The 22,543-nt window shown below is 74.6% G+C and carries 22 protein-coding genes; 8 read left to right on the top strand and 14 right to left on the bottom strand.

Translation table 11 applies throughout. The features are described from left to right. Window positions 1–225: 225 nt before the first annotated feature. The 3 genes from adhP to OG556_RS29430 all read right to left on the bottom strand — a co-directional run bounded on the left by adhP (window position 226) and on the right by OG556_RS29430 (window position 3,198). Window positions 226–1,239 carry an alcohol dehydrogenase AdhP gene (gene adhP / locus OG556_RS29420; RefSeq protein ID WP_371521417.1) on the bottom strand — a complete coding sequence of 338 codons (1,014 nt, stop codon included), beginning with the start codon at window positions 1,237–1,239 and terminating at the stop codon, window positions 226–228. Window positions 1,240–1,372: 133 nt separating this feature from the next. Further along, window positions 1,373–1,876 (bottom strand): GNAT family N-acetyltransferase, encoded by a 504-nt coding sequence (locus tag OG556_RS29425; protein WP_371521419.1) that lies wholly within the window; start codon window positions 1,874–1,876, stop codon window positions 1,373–1,375. Next, window positions 1,873–3,198, bottom strand: coding sequence for a DUF6271 family protein (locus OG556_RS29430; protein WP_371521421.1), 1,326 nt, complete (start codon window positions 3,196–3,198; stop codon window positions 1,873–1,875). The genes OG556_RS29425 and OG556_RS29430 overlap by 4 nt, the downstream gene beginning before the upstream one ends. Window positions 3,199–3,571: 373 nt before the next feature. On the opposite strand from OG556_RS29430, the gene OG556_RS29435 reads away from it, so the two are divergent. Together OG556_RS29435 and OG556_RS29440 are read left to right on the top strand one after the other, a co-directional pair. After that, the gene (locus OG556_RS29435) at window positions 3,572–4,771 is read left to right on the top strand and encodes a peptidoglycan-binding protein (RefSeq protein WP_371521423.1); all 1,200 of its coding nucleotides are present in this window, start codon (window positions 3,572–3,574) and stop codon (window positions 4,769–4,771) included. An 89-nt stretch (window positions 4,772–4,860) separates the two neighbouring features. Continuing rightward, on the top strand, window positions 4,861–5,868 hold the full coding sequence (locus OG556_RS29440; protein WP_371521425.1) for an MsnO8 family LLM class oxidoreductase: 1,008 nt from the start codon (window positions 4,861–4,863) through the stop codon (window positions 5,866–5,868). Between the two features lie 52 nt (window positions 5,869–5,920). Here OG556_RS29440 and OG556_RS29445 read toward each other — a convergent pair whose 3' ends face one another. Beyond that, entirely contained in the window at window positions 5,921–7,483 is a 1,563-nt protein-coding gene (locus OG556_RS29445; RefSeq protein ID WP_371521426.1) for an APC family permease, read from the bottom strand. A gap of 148 nt (window positions 7,484–7,631) precedes the next feature. Next, on the bottom strand, window positions 7,632–9,242 hold the full coding sequence (locus tag OG556_RS29450) for an amidohydrolase (RefSeq protein WP_371521428.1): 1,611 nt from the start codon (window positions 9,240–9,242) through the stop codon (window positions 7,632–7,634). Window positions 9,243–9,453: 211 nt separating this feature from the next. Between OG556_RS29450 and OG556_RS29455 the strand changes: the two genes are divergently transcribed. The 5 genes from OG556_RS29455 (at window position 9,454) to OG556_RS29475 (ending at window position 13,237) form a co-directional block, all read left to right on the top strand. After that, window positions 9,454–10,062, top strand: coding sequence for a TetR/AcrR family transcriptional regulator C-terminal domain-containing protein (locus OG556_RS29455; RefSeq protein ID WP_363585199.1), 609 nt, complete (start codon window positions 9,454–9,456; stop codon window positions 10,060–10,062). A gap of 692 nt (window positions 10,063–10,754) precedes the next feature. Continuing rightward, window positions 10,755–11,138: a hypothetical protein gene (locus OG556_RS29460; protein WP_063350270.1), complete on the top strand. Its 384-nt coding sequence runs from the start codon at window positions 10,755–10,757 to the stop codon at window positions 11,136–11,138. An 88-nt stretch (window positions 11,139–11,226) separates the two neighbouring features. After that, entirely contained in the window at window positions 11,227–12,300 is a 1,074-nt protein-coding gene (locus OG556_RS29465) for a hypothetical protein (protein WP_371521430.1), read from the top strand. Window positions 12,301–12,382: 82 nt separating this feature from the next. Further along, entirely contained in the window at window positions 12,383–12,778 is a 396-nt protein-coding gene (locus OG556_RS29470) for a roadblock/LC7 domain-containing protein (protein WP_371521432.1), read from the top strand. A gap of 84 nt (window positions 12,779–12,862) precedes the next feature. Next, the gene (locus tag OG556_RS29475) at window positions 12,863–13,237 is read left to right on the top strand and encodes a hypothetical protein (RefSeq protein ID WP_350879111.1); all 375 of its coding nucleotides are present in this window, start codon (window positions 12,863–12,865) and stop codon (window positions 13,235–13,237) included. A 71-nt stretch (window positions 13,238–13,308) separates the two neighbouring features. Here the strand turns inward: OG556_RS29475 and OG556_RS29480 are convergent, their stop codons facing one another. The 8 genes from OG556_RS29480 to OG556_RS29515 form a co-directional block, all read right to left on the bottom strand. Next, on the bottom strand, window positions 13,309–13,725 hold the full coding sequence (locus OG556_RS29480) for a DUF6188 family protein (RefSeq protein WP_371521434.1): 417 nt from the start codon (window positions 13,723–13,725) through the stop codon (window positions 13,309–13,311). Between the two features lie 148 nt (window positions 13,726–13,873). Then, on the bottom strand, window positions 13,874–15,001 hold the full coding sequence (locus OG556_RS29485; RefSeq protein WP_371521436.1) for an NUDIX domain-containing protein: 1,128 nt from the start codon (window positions 14,999–15,001) through the stop codon (window positions 13,874–13,876). A 108-nt stretch (window positions 15,002–15,109) separates the two neighbouring features. Further along, window positions 15,110–15,991, bottom strand: coding sequence for an SGNH/GDSL hydrolase family protein (locus OG556_RS29490; protein ID WP_371521438.1), 882 nt, complete (start codon window positions 15,989–15,991; stop codon window positions 15,110–15,112). Continuing rightward, window positions 15,966–17,192 (bottom strand): glycosyltransferase, encoded by a 1,227-nt coding sequence (locus OG556_RS29495; RefSeq protein WP_371521440.1) that lies wholly within the window; start codon window positions 17,190–17,192, stop codon window positions 15,966–15,968. Before OG556_RS29495 ends, OG556_RS29490 begins: the two co-directional genes overlap by 26 nt. Next, complete coding sequence (locus tag OG556_RS29500) at window positions 17,189–18,406, bottom strand: glycosyltransferase family 4 protein (protein ID WP_371521442.1); 1,218 nt, start codon at window positions 18,404–18,406, stop codon at window positions 17,189–17,191. Before OG556_RS29500 ends, OG556_RS29495 begins: the two co-directional genes overlap by 4 nt. Before the next feature lie 108 nt (window positions 18,407–18,514). After that, window positions 18,515–18,703, bottom strand: a complete 189-nt coding sequence (locus OG556_RS29505) for a DUF1508 domain-containing protein (protein WP_063350276.1) — start codon at window positions 18,701–18,703, stop codon at window positions 18,515–18,517. 234 nt (window positions 18,704–18,937) lie between these two features. Next, window positions 18,938–19,516 carry an AAA family ATPase gene (locus OG556_RS29510; protein WP_371521444.1) on the bottom strand — a complete coding sequence of 193 codons (579 nt, stop codon included), beginning with the start codon at window positions 19,514–19,516 and terminating at the stop codon, window positions 18,938–18,940. Window positions 19,517–19,639: 123 nt separating this feature from the next. Further along, a complete protein-coding gene (locus OG556_RS29515) occupies window positions 19,640–21,352 on the bottom strand; it encodes a protein kinase (RefSeq protein WP_371521445.1) in 1,713 nt (570 codons plus the stop codon). 141 nt (window positions 21,353–21,493) lie between these two features. Here OG556_RS29515 and OG556_RS29520 point away from each other — a divergent pair, with 141 nt between their 5' ends. Next, window positions 21,494–22,288 (top strand): FHA domain-containing protein, encoded by a 795-nt coding sequence (locus OG556_RS29520; RefSeq protein WP_371521447.1) that lies wholly within the window; start codon window positions 21,494–21,496, stop codon window positions 22,286–22,288. 8 nt (window positions 22,289–22,296) lie between these two features. Here the strand turns inward: OG556_RS29520 and OG556_RS29525 are convergent, their stop codons facing one another. Beyond that, window positions 22,297–22,530, bottom strand: coding sequence for a hypothetical protein (locus OG556_RS29525; RefSeq protein WP_371521448.1), 234 nt, complete (start codon window positions 22,528–22,530; stop codon window positions 22,297–22,299). Window positions 22,531–22,543: the final 13 nt, after the last annotated feature.

Consider the following 22,543-nt stretch of genomic DNA (forward strand, 5'->3'; position numbering starts at 1 on the left):
CCCCCGCCCCACGAGTCGTTGCCCCCACGATCCCGGACCGGGCGGCGCCGCGCCCCCCACCGGACGGAACGGAGACGGAACTGCAACCGGGCCCGGACGGGGGTGGGGTGGGCGTGACCCGCGGGGCCACCGGTGCCCGAACGGGCCGGTCCAGGGGGGGCGAACCGGCGGGCGCACCCGTTCGGCCCGGGCCGTGCTCAGCGCAGGTCGCTCGACGCAGGCCGCTCAGCGCAGGTCGAAGACCAGCCGGGCGGAGACCTTGCCGCCCAGCACCTCGTCGAAGCAGGCGTTCACCTCCTCCAGGCGGCGGGGCTCAAGGATGACGCGGGTGCGGCCGAGCGCGTGCAGGCGGAAGACCTCGGCGAGGTCCTGGCGGGTGCCGACGATCGAGCCGATCACCCTGGTGCCGTTCAACACGGTCTCGAACACCGGCAGTTCGAGCTTCCCGCCGGCCGGGAGTGCCACCAGCACGAGCGTGCCGCCGCGCCGCAGGGCCCCGTAAGCGGCCTGGAAGGAGGCGTTGCTGACGGCGAGGGCGATGGCCGCGTGGGCGCCGCCGAGCCGCTGGACCTCCGCGGCGACGTCCTGGGTGCGGGCGTCGAGGACGTGGTCGGCGCCGAGTTCGCGGGCCAGGGCGAGCTTGTCGTCGGTGACGTCGACCGCGATGGTCTCGGCGCCGAAGATCCGCGCGTACTGGAGCGCGAGGTGGCCGAGCCCGCCGATGCCGGAGACCAGGACCCGGGTGCCCGGGCGGGCGCCGGAGACCTTGAGCGCCTTGTAGGTGGTGACGCCCGCGCAGGACAGCGGCGCGGCGTCGAGCGGGTCGAGGCCGTCGGGGACGGGCACCACGTAGTCGCCGTGCGCCAGCGCGTACTCGGCGTAGGCGCCGTCCACCGAGTATCCGCTGTTGTGCTGCTGGAGGCAGAGCGTCTCCCAGCCGGAGACGCACTGGTCGCAGCGCCCGCAGGCGTCGGCCAGCCAGGGGATGGCGACCCGTTCGCCGACCCGGACGTCGCGCACCTCCCCGCCGATCGCCTCGACGATCCCCACGCCCTCGTGGCCGGGCACGAACGGCGGGCTCGGCTTGACCGGCCAGTCGCCGTGGGCGGCGTGGATGTCGGTGTGGCAGAGGCCGGACGCCTCGATCCTGACCCGGACCTGGTGCGGCGCGGGCTCGGGGACGGGGCGGTCCTCGATGACCAGCGGCGCGGTGAAGTCGTGGACGACGGCGGCCTTCATGCGCTCTCCCTCGGTCGGTGGTGATGCTGCTGGCGGCTGGGCGCAGCCGCCAGCAGCATCACCCGACGGGGTGAGTGCCGCAGCCCGGACTACTCCGGACGAGTGAACGAGTGAACGAGTGAACGAGCGGAGGTCAGCCGGCCGCCACCGGCATCGACATGTAGACGGCGCGCTTGCCGTAGCAGGACGGCACCGTCACCTCGCGATGGGCGCGGTAGCCGAGCAGCCGCAGCAGGATGTCGGTGCCGCGGACCGCGACCATGGAGATCCGCTCGAAGCCCTGCTCGGACGCCTGCTCCCGGAAGTACCGGATGAACCCCAGCGCGACCTCCCGGCCGCGCAGGTCCTCGGCGATCACCAGGTCGTGCACGTGCAGGTTGTCCGACGCGAACACCGCCTCCTCCGGCCGGGCGAGGTCCGGGCAGCGCAGCGGCGGGTACGGCAGGCTCAGCAGGTAGCCGCGGACGGTGCCGTCCTGCTCCAGCACGAAGCAGGTCTGCGGCGAGGCGAGGGCGCGGGACTGCAGCGCCTCCCGGCCCTCCGACAGGCCGTCGGCCGCGTAGGCGTCGTGCTCCAGGGCGACCACGGCGTCCCAGTCGCCCTCGGCCAGGAGCCGGATCCGGAGGTCGTCGCTCACCCGGCCGCGACCTCCGAGGCGGTGCCGAGCCCCTCCGCGCGGGAGGCGGCCACCAGCGACGCCCACGCTCCGATCAGCACTGCCCAGCGCTCGGCGTCCTCCTGCGCCTCGTCCAGGAGCTGCTGGCGCTGCTCGGCCACCGCGTCCGCGAGCTCGGCGTACTTGCCGCCCAGCTTGCGGTAGGAGCGGTCCAGGACGTCCAGGCAGTACTCGTTCCCGGCCCGGTCCCAGTCGACGCTGCCCCGCACCAGGCCGAGGATCGGCTCGACCTTCAGCCCGTGCCGCTCGTCCAGCAGCCCGCGGCCGAGGTCGATCATCCCGCCGTAGACCGGGTACAGGTACAGCATCGACAGCAGGAACTTCACGAACCGCATCTGGTAGGAGATGAAGCCGGCGCCGATGCGGCGTTCGGGCGTGTAGTAGTTGACGATGTGTCGGTTGTGGACGACGCCGGGCAGCCGGGAGTGGACCATGGCGTGCAGCAGGGCGTAGTCGCTGCCGATGGTCTTCACCGAGGGCAGCAGCGGCAGCACCTCGTAGGCCCGGTGGTCCAGCGCGATGTTGCACATGTAGACGTCCCAGATGTCGGGCACGCCGAGGACGGACTCGTCGGTGGTGAACGGCTCGGAGCCGGCGCCCTTGAACGAGACGTCCACCATCGCGTCCCGGTCCTCCTCCGGCCACACCGGCGGGGTCCACAGGCGCACCACGTCGCGGTAGATGTCCGGGTCCAACTCGTGGATCTCGCTGATGTCCACGTTGAGTTCGCCGATGAAGGAGCCGCTGACCAGCATCACCGGCTTGTCGGCGTCGGCCGGGTCGAGCTCGGAGCGGGTCACGTCGGCCGCCGCCTCGCCGGCCGGTCGGCCGATCGAGAGCAGCTCGTGGTGGATCGGGAAGATCTTCCGACCGTCGACGACCTGGAAGTCGGCGTCGTCGTTGCGCAGGTGCGCCGAGGTGCAGCCCAGGGCGGCCGCGCCCAGGAAGAGCCGGTTGACGCAGGAGCCGTACGCGACGGCCGGCGGGAGCATCATGTCGAGCAGCAGTTCCGGGTCGGCGGCGCCGGAGCGCTCGGTCACCCGGCGCAGGAACTCCCGCTGCCGCGCGTTGCCGAGGTGGTGGACGACCACGCCGGGGGTGGGCTCCAGGGCGGCCACGGCGCCCGCGTTCTCCGCGAACTGGGCGGCGTCGGTGGTGTCGAGGATGAGGAGGTGCACCTCGACGTCGAAGTTCGCGACGGCGTAGGCCGCTTCCTCGGCGAGTTCCACGATGGTGTCGGGGCAGGATCGCATGGTGGGCAGGGCGAGGCAGACTCGTTGCATAACGGGGGATTCTCCGTCGGTTCGTCAGAATCGTGGCGGTGATGACGGTATGAGTGCTTTTCGCGCACCACCGTGGACTAGACCAGTTCCGAAGTCAACGATTGACAGAGCGGCTGCGGCGGGGTGGAATGCGCCCCGCCCGACGGCTTTCCGGAGCCTCGCGGGCGTCCTTCCGGGCAGGGTGGAGCACGGGTCCGGCGGCACGCGGCGCGGGCCTCCGGGTCCGTACGCGAGGACGAATTCCCGTCACAGATCCGAACGGACGGGCGAGCACTGGCGGTTCATTGCCGTGCATTGCGCCGTTGGGGTCAATCCGGAGGGCGAACCTGCCGATACCCGCAATGACGTCCGTTCGCCGCCTGGAGGAGACCGCATGTCCGACCTGTGGCTGCCCGGTGCCGAGATCCACGACCTCGGCGACCACGCGCCGACCGACCAGCAGTACCCCCCGAGAGCCATCGCCCACATCACCTGGGACCGCAACGCGACCGCCGCCGCGCCGCAGGACTGGTGCACCTACGAGGACCTGGTGAGCTACTTCACCGGCAGCGGCGCCGGCGACGCGCCGCACCTGGTCTGGGACCCGTTCAGCGGCCGGATCGCCCAGCTGTTCCCGGCCGACTCCCGCTCGAAGAGCCTGCTCAGCCCGACGACGAGCCCGACCCGCACCAACCGGGCCGGGCGCGTGGTGATCCAGATCGAGGCGGTGTTCTTCCCCTACTGCACCTACCAGGGCACCGTGTACGCGCGGCTGGTCGACACCCCGTGCGCGGGCTGGGACCGGATCCACGCCTGGATCGCCTCCTGGGGCGTGCCCGACGTGTGGCCGATGGGCCGGCCGGTCGACTTCACCAGCCACCGCGACGAGCAGGTGTGGGAGGCCAACGGCGGCTGGTACGCGCACGCCCACGTCCCGTTCAACGACCACACCGACCCCGGCTCCTGGCCCGACTTCGCGGCCGGCCCCGGCACCCCGATCCCCTCGCCCCCGCAGCACCCCCCGGCGCCCCCGGCGGACCAGACCCCGGCCCGGTACCAGACCACCATCAACGGCCTCCCGTACGGCTACGGCGCCCAGGGCTACCAGGTCACCGTGGTCGGCCGGGGGCTCGTCGCCCAGGGCTTCGGCGCCCACTACCGCTCCGGCCCCGGGCCGAACTGGAGCGACGCGGACACCGAGAACTACGCGGACTACCAGCGGAGTCTGGGCTACTCCGGCCAGGCGGCGGACGGCGTGCCGGGGGAGAGCTCGCTGCGGCGGCTGCTCGGCTACCTGCCCGGTCCCCGGACGGTGTCGCTCGCGCACGTCGTGGCGGCGGCCCGCACCGACCCCGGCGCCGAACAGGGGCACCGGACGTACGGCGCCGAGGTGGCGATCGTCGAGCAGGCCCTGGCGGACGAGGGGCTGCTCGAACAACGGTGGGTGGACGGCTCGTTCGGCAGCCTGACGGTCACCGCCTACGCCGGGTGGCAGCGCCGGTGCGGGTACACCGACTCCGCCGCCGACGGGATCCCCGGGCAGGAGTCGCTGCACCGGCTGGGCGCGGCGCAGGGCTTCTCCGTGACGGACTGACCGGGCCCGTCCGCGGCGCCGGGGCCCGTCCGCACCCGGGGCTCGGCGGCGGGGGAATGCCCGGCTCGGCGGCGGGCGTTGTCCACCGCGTGACCAGCGCTGCGCCCATGACCAGGCTCTCCGTCCTCGACCGCTCCCGGACCAGACGGGGCGAGGAGCCGGCGCAGGCGCTGCGGGACACGGTGGCCTTCGCCCGCGAGGCCGAGCGGCTCGGGTACCACCGCTTCTGGGTCTCCGAGCACCACGGCGTGCCCGGGGTGGCGGGATCGGCGCCGACGGTGCTCGCCGCGGCGGTGGCGGCGGCCACCACCCGGATCCGGGTCGGCACGGGCGGGGTGATGCTGCCCAACCACCAGCCCATGGTGGTGGCCGAGCAGTTCGGGGTGCTCGCCTCGCTCTTCCCCGGCCGGATCGACATGGGGCTCGGCCGCTCGGTCGGGTTCACCGACGGCGTGCGGCGGGCGCTGGGCCGGGAGAAGGACTCCGCGGACGACTTCGGCGCCCAGCTGGCCGAACTGCTCGGCTACTTCGACGGCTCGCAGCAGGCCCACCCCGGCGTCCACGCCCGCCCGGCCGAGGGCCTGCGGGTGCCGGCCTTCGTCCTGGCCACCGGTGCGGGCGCCGACCTGGCGGCCGACGCCGGGCTGCCGCTGGTCATCGCCGCCGTCCGGGGAGAGGAACGGATGCTCGCGGCGATCGACCGCTACCGCAGCCGGTTCCGCCCCTCGGCACAGGCCGCCGAGCCGTACGTGGTGGTCTCGGGCACGGTCGCCGTCGCCGGGAGCGCCGACCGGGCGCGGGAACTGCTCGTTCCGGAGGCGTGGTCCGGCGCGTACTCCCGCACCCACGGCGAGTTCCCGCCGCTGGCCCCCGCCGCCGAGATCCTGGCCCGGCCGATGAGCCCGCGCGAGCAGGCCGCCTACGAGCAGTCGCTGAAGGGCCACATCGCGGGCACCCCGGAGCGGGCCGCCGCCGAGCTCGCCGCCCTGGTGGCGCGCAGCGGCGCGGACGAGTTCCTGGTCACCACCAGCACCTACGACCGCGCCGCCCTCCTCGACTCCTACCGGCTGCTCGCCGAGGCGGTCGGCCAGGCCTGAGGCCGCCGGCCGGGTCCGGGGCAGGTGGGCCGGTCCTGCGGCGGCGCCTCGCTCAGCCCGCGTCGACCTCCGACGTCCCGAGCCGGGCGTACACCTCGGGCCGCCGCGCCCGCAGCCGCAGCGCGATGGCGACGCCCGTCAGGAACACCACCGGCACGATCGCCACCAGCGGCCAGTTGACCTCCGGCCCGGCATTGGTGAACAGGTCCAGCCGCCACACCACCAGCGCCGTCGCCCCGCACAGCAGCACGGTGGCGGCGACCGGCGCCACGACCGTCCGGAACGCCCCGGCGCTCGCGGCCGCCTCGCGATTGCGGCGGAAGAAGGCGTACACGGACAGCCCGGCGAGCGCCTGCAGCACCAGGATGCCGACCACACCGGGGGAGTTCACCCAGAGGAAGAACTGGTTGTACGGGTCGGCCCCGATCAGCGCCGCCACCACGACGGCCACCGCCGCCAGCACCGACTGCGCGATGCCGCCGATCCACGGGGAGCCGTGGCGCGGGTGGACCCGGCCGAGCGCGGCCGGGGCGGCCTGCTCGGTGGCGAGGGCGTAGCCGTAGCGGGTGATGGTGTTGTGGAAGGCGAGCAGCGCGGCGAGCAGGCTGGTCACGATCAGCACCCGCTGGAGGTCGGTGGCCCAGGCGCCGACGTAGTCGGTCATCGCGGTGAAGAACATCCCGGCCGGGTCGGCGGTGGCGGTCGCGACGGCCTCGGTGGCGCCGAAGGCCTGCACGATCATCCAGGTGATGAAGGTGTAGAAGAGGCCGAGGAAGGCGATCGCCGCGTAGGTGGCGCGCGGCACCGTCCGCCGTGGTTCGCGGGCCTCCTCGCGGTAGATGGCGGTGGCCTCGAAGCCGATGAACGCGGCGAAGGAGAGCCCGAGCACCCCGCCCATGCCCCCGGAGAACACGTTGTGCGGGGCGAACGAGGACAGGTCGAGCCCGTGCGCGCCGCCGCGCACCAGCACCGCCACGGCGAGCACGAGCAGGATGCCGGTCTCGGCGATCAGCAGCGCGCCGAGCACCTTGGCGCCGAGGTCTATCGAGCGGTAGCCGAGGAGCCAGACCACCGCGACGCCGAGCAGCGCCCAGACCGGCCAGGGCAGGTCCAGGCCGAGCAGGTCGGCGGCGGTGGTGTGGGCGAAGAAGCCGAAGGCGCCGTACATGCCGATCTGGATGGCGTTGTACGAGAGCACCGCGAGCAGCGCGGCGCCGAGCCCGGCGGGGCGGCCGAGGCCGCGGGTGACGTAGGCGTAGAACGCGCCGGCGTTGCGGATGTGCGCGGTCATGGTGGTGAAGCCGACCGCGAAGAGGGCCAGGATGACGCCGGTGGCCAGGTAGGCGACGGGCGTGCCGATGCCGCCGAAGGCGATCGCGAACGGTGCCACGCCGGCCATCACGGTCAGCGGTGCGGCGGCGGCCACGACGAAGAAGACGATGTCGCCGGTGCCGAGCACGCCGCCTTCCAGGCGGGCGGGCCCGGTGTCGGGGCCGGTGGAGTCGGCGGCTGCGGTGCCGGGCCCGGTGTTGCTGGGCCCGGCGCGGCCGGTGTCGGGGCCGGTGCGGGGGGAGCCGGGTGCGGTCGGGGAGGCCGCGTCGGAGGGCAGGGTCATGGGGGAGCTCTCCTGGGGTCGTACGGACGAGGGTAGAGCGGTCGGCCGCCGATCGGGTGCGGGCGGTCGACGGGGGGCGGACGCCGTGGGGGGCGTTCCGGCGGGCGGGTAGGGGGATTCCGCCCTGGGGGCAGTGCGTGCGTCGGCCTCAGTGGGTGCGTCGGCCGCCGAGCCAGGTCCCGGCCACCGGGACGGCGGCCAGCTCGTCGGCCGGCACCGCGTAGGGGTCGGCCGCCAGGTGCACCAGGTCGGCCCTCATCCCGGGCCGCAGCACGCCCCACTCCGCCTCTTCGAAGGCCTGGTGCGCGACACCCGCCGAGTAGGCGGCGAGGGCCTCGGTGAGCCCGATCCGCTCCTCGGGCAGCCAGCCGCCGGCCGGCAGGCCGTCCGGGGTCTGCCGGGTGACGGCGGTGGCGAGACCGGCCAGCGGCTCGTAACGGGTGACCGGCCAGTCGCTGCCGAAGGAGACCCGGGCGCCACCGCGCAGCAGCGCGGCGATCTGGTACTGCCGGGCGCCGCGCTCGGGGCCGAGCCGGGGGAGGGTGAGTTCGGTCATCAGCGGGTCGGTCTGGGCCCACAGCGGTTCGAAGTTGGCGATCACGCCGAGTTCGGCGAAGCGGGGCAGGTCGGCCGGGTCGACCAGCTGGACGTGGGCGATCACCGGGCGGCGGGCGCGCAGGCCGTTGCGGCGGGTGGCGGCCTCGACGGCGTCCAGGGCGATCCGGACGCCGTGGTCGCCGATGGCGTGGATGTGCGGCTGGAAGCCGAGCGCGTCGACGGCGGTGACGGCGTCGGCCAGTTCGGCGCCGGTCCAGTTGGCGACGCCGTGGGAGTGCGGGCAGTCGCTGTAGGGCGCCAGCAGGGCGGCCGTTCCGGACTCGACGACGCCGTCGGCGAAGAACTTGACCGCCCGGGCGGTGAGCCGGCCGCGCCCGGCGGCCTCGACCCGCTCCCGGTCGGCGGCCAGCGCGGGGAGCCGTGCGCGCCAGCCGTCCGGTTCGAGCAGCAGGGCGAGCCCGGCCCGGACGGGCAGATCGTGCTCGGCGACGGCGGCGAGCCAGGTGTCGACCTGCGCGGGCTCGATCCAGGCGTCCTGGAGCCAGGTGAGCCCGGCGGCGGCGAGTGCGGCGGTGGTCTCGCGCAGGGCGGCGACCTGCTCGGCGAGCGGGAGCGGCGGGACGAGCGCGAGGACGGGGTTGAGGGCGCCGAACTCGCGCAGGGTGCCGAGCGGGGAGCCGTCCGGGCGGCGGACGATCTCGCCGCCCACGGGGTCGGGCGTGTCCGGCCCGTACCCGGCGCGGCGCAGCGCCTCGCTGTTGGCCCAGCCGGTGTGGTGGTCCATGGTGCGCAGCAGGACGGGCCGGTCGGGGACGGCGGCGTCGAGCAGCCGGGCGTCGAACAGGCCGCCCTCGGCGAGCCACGGATCGACGGCGTCCCCGGTGATCCACTCGGCCTCGGGGTGCCGGGCGGCCCAGCTGCGGACGGCCTCGACGACCTCCGCCAGGCTGGTGCAGTCGCGCACCGGCACGCCGCGCAGCCCGATGGCGCCCAGCAGCGGGTGGAGGTGGCCGTCGCCGAAGGAGGGCAGCAGGGCGCCGCCGGCCAGGTCGACGGTCTCGGTGCGGTCGTCGCGCAGGGCGAGCGCCGCGTCGCCGAGGGCGGTGATCCGCCCGGCGGTGACGGCGAGGGCGTGGGTGGCCGGGTGCGCGGGGTCTCCGGTGTGGATCCGGCCGCCGGTGAAGATCGTGTCGGCACGCATGGGGGAGCGTCCTCTCCGGGTCGCGGCAGGTGACGAGGGCGACCTGCCTAAACCGAATGGGGTTCGGTTACCGTAGGCGCGGCACCGGCGGGTGCGGAAGAGTTTTATTGAAAGCCATTCAGTAACGCTTGGATAACGATGATCTTGAGGGTTCTTCGAAGGGCTCCCTGAAGGGCTCCCCGAAGAACTCCCCGAAAGACGAGGAACCGGCATGGCCAGGCCGCGCACACCCCTGCTGGACCGGCAGCGCATCGTCGACACCGCGTTGCGGCTGGTCGACGAGGCGGGCGACCTCACCATCCCCGGCCTCGCCGGCGCCCTCAAGGTCAGCCCCTCCGCGCTCTACCACCACGTCGCCGGCCGGGCCGAGATCGTCGCCCTGATGCGTGCCGAACTCGTCCGCACCATCGGCGAGCAGTCGATGTGGGACCAGCCCTGGGACGCGGCGCTGCGCACCTGGGCGCACGCCTACCGGGACGCCTTCGCCGAACACCCCGGCATCGTCCGCCTGCTCGCCACCGCCCCGCTCGCCGAACCGTTCATGCACGCGCTGTACGAGCGCGCCGTCGCCACCCTGGAGGGCGCGGGCTTCGCCGCACGGGACGTGATGGGCGTGATCACCGCCCTGGAGAGCTTCATCCTCGGCTCCGCGCTCGACCTGGTCGCCCCGGACGTCATGGTCGACGCCGTCGACCGGGACGCCACCCCGCGTCTGGCCGACGCCCTCGACGCCGTCCCCGCCGGCCGTGAACGCGCCGACCGGGCCTTCGAGCTGGGCCTCACCGCCCTGATCGCGGGTTACCGGGCGCTGCTGCCCTGACCGCCCCCCGTGCCGGGGTCGGGGCGGTCGCGTCGAGGTCGGGGTCGCCGTGTCGGGGCCGCCGTGTCGGGGTCGGGTCGTCGGGGTCGGGTCGCCGCAGTACCGCCGGGTCCGGTCCCGTTCCTCCATCCGGTTTCTGAGCAGGCGTGATGACCTGCTAATGTTCTTCTCGTCGGGAGGGAAACAACCTCCCGAACAGGCGTCAGCGGTGCTACCAGAGCACGTCCTACTTTCAGTAGGAAGAGTCCGTGCGACCCGGGCCTGGCGCTCCACCCGAAGGGGCTCGTTCCGTCCAGCGGAACGGGCCCCTTCGTCATGTCCGGGGGCTCCGGCGGCAGTCGGGCGGCGACCCGATGGTGTAGACCTGTTCGCCCGGCCCTTCTACCGCATGCCGGCGGTCGAAACCCTGCCGTGCGGCCGGTTCTCGGCCAAGCTCCCCTGCCAGGTGGTCGGCCGGTGGCGGTGGGCTGCGGTCCACGACCACCCCCGGGCCAGCGGGTTCGCCCGGCGGCGTTGGCCGACGCCCTGTCACACCTTGGCCGGAAGTGGACGCTACTGATGTGAATATGCCATTGGAATGTTCGTCATATGGAATCCGGCAGTAGCCTTCCGTGTCGAGCCCGCCACTGCTGGTGGCGGCCCGGCCGTGCCGTGCTGCGCCCGGCTGCCCAGACCCCCTCGAAGGAGCCGGTGTGCCGGGTATCGACGAATGCCTCGCCGGAGCGATGTCGATCTCCGGGGCACGCTCCGCGAGCCTGGTCGACTGGAGCAGCGGACTCGCGCTCGGCAGCCTCGGCGAGTGCCCGACCGGTGACCACGAGACCGCGGCCGCCGAGACAACCGACTTGGTACGGGCGGCCGTTGAGAGCCAGACCTTCACCGGGGCGGAGGACCGGCGGTCCCCGTTACAGGACGTCATCGTCACCGCCGGCCGCAGCTACCACCTCATCTGCTTCATCGACACCGTCTTCGACAGCCGCCTCGTCCTCCACCTCTGGCTCGACCGCGCCCAGGGCAACCTCGCCGCCGCCCGCTACCGCCTCCAGGCGCTCGCCGAGGAACTGGTGCTGGGGTGAGCGGGACGCCCACCGCGGCCATCGGGTTTCGGCCAGCACGCCGGACGGGTCGCCCCCGCCGCCCGAGCTCCACCGGCCGGTGGCCCGGATGACCGCCGCGCCCGCCGCCGTCCGCCGGCCCGCCCCGCCGCAGACCCCCGGCGAGGCCCTCGGCCTGCTCGCCGCCCGCCGCGCCACCGGCGCCCTGTGCGGCCCGCTCGGCAGCCTGCACCTCGTCGACGGCCAGGTGGCCCACGCCGACTCCCCGCGCGCGCCCGGCCTGGCCGAACTGCTCACCGGCTGCGGCCGGATCACCCCCGGGCAGTGGGCGGAGCTGCTCCGGCTCCACGGCCCGCGCGCCCGGGTCGGCGAGGCCCTGGTCGAACGGCGGCTGCTCACCCGGGGCGAGCTCGAACTCGGCCACCTGGGCACGCTCTTCGACGCCGCGTTCTTCGTCCTCGCCGACCGGAGCGGCGGCGTCTGGCGGTTCGAGCCCGACGCCCGGCACTGGCTGGGCCCGGTGGCCACGGTCGACCCCGGCCGGCTGCGCCGCGAGGTCGAGCGCCGGGGCCGGCTGCTGGAACGGATCTGGCCCTGGCCGCAGCTCGACACCGCGCCGGTCCGCCCGGTGGTGCCGGTCCCGCGGCCGTCGAACCGCCCGCCCGGCCGTCGGCGCGAACTGCTGGACCACGCCGACGGCCGAAGAACCCCGGCGGACCTGGCGCGCCTGCTCGGCCGGTCCGGCTTCGGCGTCACGGCGGACGTCCGCCGCCTGGCCGCCGCCGGGCTGCTCGCCGCCCCGCGGCACGCGGCACCGGCGGTGGCACCGGCGGTGACACCGGGGGTGGCACCGGGGGTGGCACCGAGCGCTGCGACAACCGTGGCACCCGCGACGCCCGTGGCACCTGGGGTGCCGAGGCCTGCGGCGCCCGTCGCGGAAGCCGAAGCGCCGGCCCCCGCCCGCCCGCCGGGAGGCCTGCACCGCCGGGTCCCCGGCGCCACCCTCACCGGCGCCACCCTCACCGGCGCCACCCTCACCGGCGCCACGCCGCCCGGCCCCGTGGTCCCCACCCGCTCCGATCACCCGCCCACCACGGCCGCGGACCACCCGCCGCTGGCCGTCCCCGACCCGGACATCGCGCTGCTGACCCGGGTCCGAACCCTTCTGGAGGCCCGACTTTGAACCACTCTCCACCCGCGACCCCGCCGTCCCGGCCATGAGGCGGGCGCTCAAGCAGCGTGTCGGAAGGAGACAACTGATCGCCTTGGAGACCGAACTGCTCGCTGAGCTCCGCGCCGTCAAGCAGCGCGTCCCGCACCTCGCGGGTGGCCTGGTGGCCAGCGTGGACGGCCTGTTGGTCGCGCACGACACCCACGGGGCGGAACCGTCCGGCCTGGCCGCGATGACGGCGGCCTCGCTGTCGCTGGCCCAGCGGCTCGCCGACACCACCGGCCAGGGCGAGTTCCGCGAGTCGCTGGTGCGCGGCGAGCACGGCTACGTCGCCACCTACGCGGCCGGGGGCAGCTGCGTGCTGGCCCTGCTGGCGCACCCGGACGTCAACGTCGGCCGGTTGCACCTGGAGGCCCGCCGCTCGGCCCAGCGGATCGCCGGGCTGCTCAGCGACAGCCTCCTGCCCAAGGACCCCCGCGACCAGGCCTGACCGGTCAAGCCCCCGGCCCGACCGCAGCTACGACCCCAGCACCCCACCACTCCAGCACCCCACCACCGAAAGGGAGTTACCCAGATGACCGACGCAGCCGGCGCGCTCAAGCAGGCCATGACCAGCATCGAGGGCGCCATCGGCGCGGCACTCGTGGACTACAACAGCGGCATGGCGCTCGCCACCCTCGACGGCCCCGGCGGGCTGGACCTCAACGTGGCCGCGGCGGGGAACACGGACGTGGTCCGCGCCAAGATGCGCACCATGGACATGCTCGGCCTACAGGACGGGATCGAGGACATCCTGATCACCCTCAGCAGCCAGTACCACCTGATCCGGCCGCTCGCCGGCCGCACCGGCAAGGGCCTCTTCCTCTACCTGGCGCTGGACAAGGCGCGGGCCAACCTGGCGATGGCCCGCCACCAGCTCACCAGGATCGAGGCCGAACTGGAGGTCTGACAGCTCGGTCAGCTCGACAGGCCGGACGGGCCGGAGAGTCCGACCGGACGACGCGTCGGCCCGGCGTCGGCTCAGGCCGCGCCGGGCGCCGTCCACCGGACCTCGCCGCCCGGCAGCCCCGCGCACACCGCTCCCTCCGCGGTCTCCACGCTCCACGGCGCGAGCTGCGCGTGCGGCGGGACGGACAGCGCGCCGCCCTCCGCGAAGGCCAGCTCCAGGCCGCCGGCGAGGGTGATCTCGGCGGTGTCGACGGTCCGGCCGACGAGCGCGAGCAGGGTGCCGGTCGGGCGGATGGTCAGCGCCGGAAAGTAGTGTTCGACCTCCGCCGGGGCGGTGAAGGAGGGCGCGGCGAGGCGGAACTCGTGCGCCACCCGGACGGTCACCGGCCCGTCGAGGGTGAGGTCCAGCCGGTCGCCGCCGCTGACCGACGCCACTCGCCGGCCAGCCAGTGCCTCCGTGATCCCGTGCTGCGTGATCCCGTTCTGCATGGCCCCAGTGTGACCCACCCGACCCGGCCCTGTCCGCCCTGCCCAACAGCCCCGCCCGACCGGCCCGCCCGCCCGGCCCGCCTGACTCGCCTTCCTGAACCCGCTCGGCCCGTCCGCCCGCTCGCCCGGCCCGTCCGCCCGCCCGCCGCTACCCGGCGGCGCGCCCGCGCACCAGCTCGGCCGGCCCGCCCGCCCGCTCCCGCGCGGCCAGCGCGGCGGCCGTCCGGGCCCAGGACGGGCCGGTCAGCAGCGCCCGTGCCTCGGCGGGGCCGCAGAGCCGCCACTCCACCAGCTCCTCCTCCGGCAGCGCGATCGAACCGAGCATCCGCTCCGTCACCGTGCCCCCGTCGAACACGGACACCAGCACGGCGGTGTCCCGCCCGGTCGCCGGGTCGGCCCCCGGGTCGGCGGCCGCCCCGGGCTGCCAGTCCAGCGCCAGCAGCCGCCCCGGTTCGACCTCCCAGCCCAGTTCCTCGCGGATCTCGCGCCGGACGGCCGCCCGGGGCAGTTCCCGGTCCGCCTCGATCCCGCCACCCGGCAGGGTCCAGCGCGGCACCCGGCCGCGCGGCCCGTCCCACGGCCGCAGCCGGACCAGCAGGACCCGCCCGTCGTCGTCGGTGAACAGGGCCCGCGCCTTGGCCCGGATCCGCGGGCGGGTGGCGATGTAGGTGGCCCGGTCCATCGGCGGCTCGTACCCGGGCCCCGCCGCCGGCCCGCCGGGGGCGGGGCCCAGGGCGGGCACCCCGGCCAGCCCGGTGTACGCGGGCGGCGGTTCGTCCGCCGGCAGGTGGTCGAGGGTGTGCCCCACGGGCCTGCTGTCCTCCAGCTCCAGCGGACCGGCCGACCGCGGCGCCCGCAGGCAGGCCGTGACCCGGCGGGACAGCAGGGGCGGCAGCGCGTGGCCCGCCTGTTCCGGGGTCAGCCACACCCAGCCGCCGACCTCCGCCGCGTCCGGCCGGATCGCCGCGGCCTGTTCGGCGGTGAGCGGCTGCGCCCAGTACAGGTACGCGGCGATCGGCGGCCGGAAGTGGTCGAGCGTCCAGTCGACGCAGGCCAGCGGCCCCAGCCGGGGCGTGAACCCGAGTTCCTCCACCACCTCGCGCAGCGCGGTCTCCCGCGGCGAGCGGTCCTGCGGCTCCCACCCGCCGCCCGGGATCGCCACCGGATGCTTCCGGTCGTACGGCAGCCGCACCACCAGCACCCGCCCCCGCTCGTCCGGGAACAGCACCCCCGCCGCCGCCAGCAACTCCCGCCCGCTCCCGGATGACGCGTCCACCGCTGCTCCCTCCGTCAGGCCCGGTTCGAAGGCCGTGTCCCCCCGACGACTCGGCGGACCCCTTTCATGGTTCCCCCCACGAGCCGCCCTAGCCGGGCCCTCGCCGCCTCACCCCAGTGACGCGAGGGCCTGGGCCGCCGCGCGGGCCATCTGCTCGTCGTGCCGTCCGCTGGACCCGCGCAGCCGGGCGAGGCCTTCGGCCGCCGCCAGGGCGAGCAGCCCGGGCAGCAGGTCGGTGCTGCGGGCGGCGACCCAGCGGGTGCCCTGGGTGGCCATCCACCACAGGTCGGCGGCCCGGCCGGGCGGGGGCTCGGCGGGGGTGTCGACGGGCGGCGGGCCGAGGGGGTGGCCGGCGGCGGCGAGCAGCTGGTGGAACCCGCGGGCGATCAGGTGGTGGCCCTCGGCGCTGGGGTGCAGCCGGTCGACGCTGAGCAGCCGCCGTTGCGCGCACCACGGCAGCTCGGCGATGTGCAGGTGCACCGCCCGGTGCCGGGCGGTGAGGGCGTGCACGACGGTGTTGACGGCCTGCATCCGCCGCGCCAGCGGTCGGGCCAGCGGCGCGGGCAGGCGGAGCAGGGTGCCCGGATCGGGCAGGCAGGCGGTCAGCAGGACGGCGCCGTGGCTGGAGAGTTCGCCCAGGGTGGCGTCCAGTTCCAGGGTGGTGCGCCGGATGTCGAAGCCCGCCCGCAGGGTGTCGTTGCCGCCGACCACCACGGCCGCGAACCGCGGCCGCAGCGCCAGCGCGGCGGGGAGTTGACGGTTCGCCAGATCGGCGGTCAGGGCGCCGCTGCACGCCAGGTTGGTGAACTCGACGCCGCCCTCGGGTGTCAGCGAGCGGGCCAGGACGGCGGCCCAGCCGCGCCAACCCTCGCCGACCGGGTCCCCGACCCCTTCGGTCAGCGAGTCCCCGAGCGCGACGAACCGCAGCGGCCCGCCGGTGGCCGGCCGGTCGTCCGCGGACCGGTCACGCCCGGTGCCGAGCACGCTCATCCCAACCCTCCTCCACCGCACCGGGGTTCCGCACGTCGGGGTTCCGCACGTCGGGGTTCCGCACGCCGTGGGCCGCGAGGAACGCGGCCACCGCGGCCGGCCAGTCGTACCGCTCGGCCCGGGCCCGGGCGCCGGCCCGCCGCGCCTGCTCCGGGCGTGCCAGCAACTCCCGTACCGCCGCGGCGAATCCGGCGCCGGTGTCGGCGGCGGCCACCCCGGCCAGGCCGATCAGCCCGGGTAGCGCGGAGGAGCGGCTGACCGCCACCGGCGTCCCGCAGGCCAGCGCCTCCAACGCGGCGAGCCCGAAGGTCTCCACCGGCCCGGGCGCGAGCACCACGTCCGCGCAGCCCAGCAGCCGGGCCAGTTCCTCCCGCCGGCCCAGGTGCCCGAGGAAGCGCACCGGCAGCCGCAGCCGCTCCGCCCGGGCCGCCAGCCGGTCCCGCAGCGGTCCGGTCCCGGCCACCACCAGGACGGCCGGCAGCCCCCGGGCCCGCAGTGCGGCCAGCGCCTCGACCGCCCGCTCGGGCCGCTTCTCGGCCGAGAGCCGGGAGCAGAGCACCAGCAGCACATCGTCCGGCCCGCAGTACCGCGCCCGCTCGCGCGCCCGCGCGGCCGGCGGCAGCGGGCGCATCGCGTCCAGGTCCACGCCGAGCGGGGCCCGGGCCAGGTTGGGCACGCCGATCCGCCGGAACTCCGCCGCCGCCCAGTCGGTGGTGCAGAGCACCGCGTCGTACGTACGGGCCGTCGCCGCGTTGAGCCGGTCGGCGGCCGCGTCGGCGAGCGGGCGGGGCAGCCCCCAGGTGCGCAGCACCCCGACGGCGCTCTCGTGCGACACCATCACCGAGCGGACGCCGTGCCGCCGGGCCCAACTGCCGGTCCAGCGCAGCGTGGTGCGGTCGGACACCTCCAGTCGGTCGGGCTTCAGCCGGGTCAGTTCGGCGGCCACCGCCCGCCGGTCGGTGAGCACCCGGTAGCCGCCGCTGGCCGGTAGCACCGGCCCGGGCAGGGTGACCACCAGGCCCTGCTCGCCCTCCTCCTCGCTGCGCCGCTCCCCGGGCACGATCAGCACCGGTCGGTGCCCGGCGGCCAGGTAGCCGGCACCGAGGTGGCGCAGCGCGGTGCGCAGGCCCCCGGAGACCGGGGTGACGAAGTTCGCGAGCCGCACGATGGTCAGCGGCTCGCGGTCGGCGGTGTCCGTCATGCCGGCAGCTCCTCCACGACGGCGACCGGCTCGACGACGGCCGGGGGAGCGGCAGGGGGAGCCACCGGTGCGCCGTGGTGCTCGGCGAGGACCTCCGCGTAGTGCCGCAGCAGCAGGTCGCCGACCGCCTCCCAGGTCCGCGCGGTCACCTCGGCCCGTCCGGCGCGCCCGTACGCGGCCCGCCGTCCGGGGTCGGCGGCCAGTTCCGCCACCGCCCGGGCCACCGCGGCGCCGTCCCGGGGCGGCACCAGCAGGCCCGTCCGGTGGTGCGCGACCAGGTCCAGCGGGCCGCCGGCGGCCGGGCCGATCACCGGCACGCCGCTCGCCATCGCCTCCTGGATGGTCTGGCAGAAGGTCTCCAGCGGGCCGGTGTGCACGAACACGTCCAGGGCCGCGAAACAGCGGGCCAGTTCCTCGCCGGTCCGGCGGCCGAGGAACACCGCGCCGGGCATCGAGGCCCGCAGCCCGGGCCCGCACGGCCCGTCCCCGATCACCACCACCCGCACCCCGGGCAGGGCCGACGCGGCGGCCAGCAGGTCGACCCGCTTCTCGGGCGCCAGCCGCCCGACGTACCCGACCAGCACCTCCCCGCCCGGGGCGAGCGCCCGGTGCAGCGCCTCGTCCCGGTGCCGGGGGTGGAACCGCACCGAGTCCACCCCGCGCGGCCACAGCTGCACCCGGGGCACCCCGTGCGCGGTGAGGTCCTGGGCTGCGGGGGTGGACGGCGCCAGCGTCCGGGCCGCGGCCCGGTGCACGGCCCGGATCCGCCGCCAGGCGGCCGCCTCCCCGAGGCCCCGCCCGGCCCGGTAGGCGTGCGCGTACCCGGCGAGGTCGGTCTGGTAGACGGCCACGGCGGGGACACCGAGGCGGGTCGCGACCTGCACCCCGCGCGCGCCGAGCACGAACGGGCTGGCCAGGTGCACGATGTCCGGCCGGTGCCCGGCGACGGCGGCCGCCAGCTGCCGGCTCGGCAGCGCGATCCGCACCTGCGGGTACCCGGGCAGCGGCACCGAGGGAATGCGCACCACCGGCAGCTCCACCGCTTCGGAGCCCCCGAAGGTGTGCGGCGGGCATGCGGCGCCCCGCGCGGGCGCGGGGGTGACGACGAGTGGCTGGTGGCCCCGGCGGACCAGATGCTCGGCCGTCCGCAGCACGCTGTGGGCGACTCCGTTGACCTCGGGCGGAAAGGATTCGGTGACGATGACGACGCGCATGCCAGTGTTCTTTCCGCGCCCGGCGTGCACCCGGCCAAAGGGATCTGTCATAGAAGCGAACGCGGGTCGGCGATTTGCATCGCCGACCCGCGCCCGCACCGCGCCGCCTCAGTGCGACCCGGCCGCCTCCTTGAGCTCCGCGTACGGCGCGAGCTTGCGGAGCGACTCGATGCTCCTGAGGCACTCGTCCTTGCTCTCGTGCGGGTCCCCGGTGACGATGACCGTCCCGTTGCTCGCCTTGAGCCGGAAGCGGTGCATCCCGCTCTCGTCCTTGTACAGCTCGAATTTCCCGGCCATGCCAGTAACAGCCTTCCGTTCGGATGACCCCCTTGACCGCACGGTAGGGTCAAACCCCTCTTACCGCAGTCCAGTTGACCTAGTCGGGTGGCGGCCATTCGGGTTGCGGAGCCGAGTGCTGCTCGGCCGCCGTGGGAGCAGTCGGTGCCCATGGCGGATTCATGCGGACCGAGCTCCGGGAGTGACGGTGGCCGTGGTTGCCTTCTGGGCGGGCGCCCGGTTCAGTGCAGCCAATCACGGAGAGTGAGGTGCGGAGCCCTGGCCGTCAGGCGAGTCGATCACTGCGCAGTCAACGCGGCTGACCGCCTTCCCCGCCAACTTCGCCGTCACCGCGGACGCGAGGCGGGCGACGTCGACCTCCCGGTCGGTGTCCACCTCGATCACCGGTCCGAGACCGAGGGGCTCGCCCTCCGCCGCCCAACCGGCCCACAGATCATCCATGGGCCGGTCGTCACGGTGAACGGCGTGCCGACTGCGCGCCTCGTACCGCTGCCTGGCCAGCTCCGGAGGTACTCGACACCAGACCTCCACGACGTGATCGGCTCCGGCGGCGGCGATCCCACGCGCGGCGTGCTCGCGGTCGCGCGGCCTGAACCACCAGGAGTCGACGAGAACGAGACCCGGTGTACGGGCGGCGAAGTGCCAGACGGTCTGCATGGCCACCATGCCGAGGTGCGGCTCCAGGTCCGGCGCGACGGCGTCGGCCAGCGCCTCCTTGATCAAATCCTTCGAGAGCCAATTCACTCCCAACTCGCCGGCCAGTGCCGACGCGAGGGTGCTCTTACCGGCACCGGGCAACCCGTTCACGATCACGATTCGATCCGCCACCCCAAGGATCCTGCCACAGGGGGGAGTTCGGACCGTCGGATCGTCGCCGACCTGACGGTTCCGGCCATGAGTGCCGTCAACACGTTGTGGATGTGCGGCAGCCTCGTTTCAACGGCGGACCGGGGTGGTGCCGTTCATGCCGAAGCGGGCGGAGCACTGCTCGCCGGATCGGTTGTTCGCGTTCCAGACGCAGATCCACATCGTGTAGCCGATGTCTGGGACGAAGCTCGTCTTCGCGGCGCCCACAACGGCGCGGAAGGTGTACGTGATGCCGTCGCTGCGGGAGAGCTCGGCGACGCAGGTCTGGGTCAGGGAGGTGTTGAGCACGCCCGCGAGCGAGCCGGAGCCGTTGTCGTCCAGCCAGGCGGAACAGGCGGCGACCGGGCCGAGCCAACTGGTGTCCGCCTCGGAGCCCTTGACCTGTGCCGGGTCGTCGCTGCCGTTGATGCCGCGGATCGATGACGAGGTGGGGCTGGGTGCGGCCGCTGAAGGTGCGGCGGGGGCCGTGCTCGGTGGGGTGGCCGTGCCGGGTGGGGTGGTCGGGGGCTGGGGAGCGGGTTTGGCGGCAGCGAAGGTCGAGGGCGGCAGGCTCGGGGAGGGTGCCCGCGTGGTGCCGGCCGGGGTGGTCGAAGGCGAGGGAGAGGGTTCGGCGGTCGCGGTGGCGGGGATCGAGGCGCTCGGGCTCGCGGAGGGCCCGGGCGTCGTTCGGGCCAAGGGCTCGACGGCGACCGGCACGCCGCTGGACTCCTGCGCGTCGTGGTGCTGCGGGGAGGCGGACGGGCTGAGGGCGAACACCGCGACCGCGCCGAGGGCGGTCGCCGCGGCGATCGGCAGCAGGAACAGGTGCTTGCGCGGGCGGCGAGGTGATGCCGGGGGCACGGGCCCGACGTCAGGCTTCGGGTCCGTGCTCGTATCCGGTGGCGGGACGGTCTCCAGCTTGCCGACCGGCGTTTCGGCGAAGGCGCGTCGAGCGTCGATGCGTGACATGACCTCGGGCGGCCAGGACGGGGGTGGGCCGAGCCGGTGCGCGCGCGTCGCCAGGACGATCTCGTCGGCGGTGGGGCGTGCTCCGGGGTCGGCGGCGAGACAGGGCCCGAGGAGGGCGGCGAGGTCGGCGTCCACGGCGCGCAGCGGCTCCACGTCGGGGACGGCGCCGGGCGTGCGACCCGAGGCGGCGTAGAGCAGGAGCGCTGCGAGCGAGTAGACGTCCGCAGGCGTTGCCACGTCCTCGTCCCCGGTCTGCTGTTCCGGTGCCGAGAAGCCCTGCGTTCCGTAGCTGCCGCCGCTCCTGGTGAGCCTCGCCTGGTCCGCGGCGCGCGCGATGCCGAAGTCGATCAGCTTCACGCCGTCGCGCACCAGCATGACGTTGGCGGGCTTGATGTCGCGGTGCGCGATCTCGGACGCGTGTACGGCCCGCAGCTGAGCGGCTGTTTCGGCCAGCAGCAGCCACAGCGCCTCGGTGGGCAGCGGGCCGTGCAGCCGGACCGCCTCGTCCACCGTGAGCCCGGGGACGTACTCGGCGGCGAACCACGGGCGTTCCGGAGTGGCGTCGCTCGCCAGCACCCGCGGCCCGACTCCGAGCGGCACACGGTAGAGGATGCCGACCTCGCGTTCGAAGCGCTCGCCGGGGACCAGCCGCGGCCGGACGAGTTTGACAGCGGCGTAGCCCCTGTCCGAGACACCGAGGTAGACCTCGCCCATGCCGCCGGTGCCGAGCAGGCCGATGATGCTGAAGCTGCCGATCTCCTGCGGATCGCCCGGGCCGAGTGGTTCGGCGACCATGCCGTCGATCGCGGCAGCTCGCCGGCTGATCTCGCTCACGGCGGGCAGGCTATCGAGCAAGTCCAGTCCGAGCAAGCGGAGTTGTCGGTTCCGAAGGCTGGACACGCCGCATGCCCGCAGGAGGAATGGTCCTCCAGGTGCGCTCATACACTGGCGCGAGCCGAGGCGGAGGTATGCGAGATGGCGTACGAGAACTTCCCACCCCAGATGCTGCCGCCGGGCAGTCCTTCCGGCAGAGTGCCCCCGGCGCCACCCGGGACGATCTTCGTGCTCGGACCGGAGGGCGGGTACGCCGTGCCGCCGCGCCGGTACACCTTGCTGTTCGGCCGGGACCGCGAGGACGTGCACGTACCGGTCGGTGTCCACGACCCGACCGTCAGCCGTCGGCACGGCGTCTTCACCTGCGCCGGCACGGACGGCGACTGGTGGCTGGTCAACACCGGCAGTCTGCCGATCGAACTGCCCGACGGCGTGCTGATGCTCACCAGCCACAAGCGGATCATCGGGCCCGGGTACACCCCGCTGGTGATCAACTCGTCCAAGCGGCGGTCCCACCTGGTGGAGGTCCGCGTCGTGGACGGGGACGACCTGCACCCCCGTTCCACGAGCAACGCCGATACCGCGGCCCCCGAGACGGTCTACCTGCTCTCCCTCCAGGAGCGGCTGGTGCTCACCGCGCTCGCCCGGCGCTACCTGGATGGCCAGGACGCCTTCCCGCTCCCGTCGGCCTGGGAGGAGACCGCCCGGCTGGTCAACGCCTCGCCCCACGCGACCAAGCTCTGGACCCACAAGTCGGTCGCCAACACGGTCGAGGACGTGCGCGAACGGCTGCGCCGGCGGGGCGTGCGCGGACTGACGCGCGACGAGGTCGGTGAGCCGGTCGGCTCGACGCTCAGCGTCAACCTGATCAGGGAACTGCTGAAGACGGCGACGCTGAACGCCCAGGACCTGGAATTGCTGGCCGATCGGGGCTGACGCGTTGCTCAGGCCTCCGTCTCGGGCGCGGCCTCGGCGTTGTGGTTGTAGGTGACGTGCATGGTGCCGTGTTCCACGGCGAAGACGGCTGCCTGGTCCTCGGCCGAGTTCTGCTGGCGCGGTTGGGGCTGCGGCTGCTCGGGGTGATGCTTCGTGTTCGTCACGTGGTTGTTGTCGCCCACGATGAAGGTGCCGGAGACGTCTCCGGCGTGGATGGTGCCGGGGGTGGATTCCGTAGACATGGTCGGCCTTTCC

Source organism: Kitasatospora sp. NBC_01300 (assembly GCF_041435235.1).
Classification (GTDB): Bacteria; Actinomycetota; Actinomycetes; order Streptomycetales; family Streptomycetaceae; genus Kitasatospora.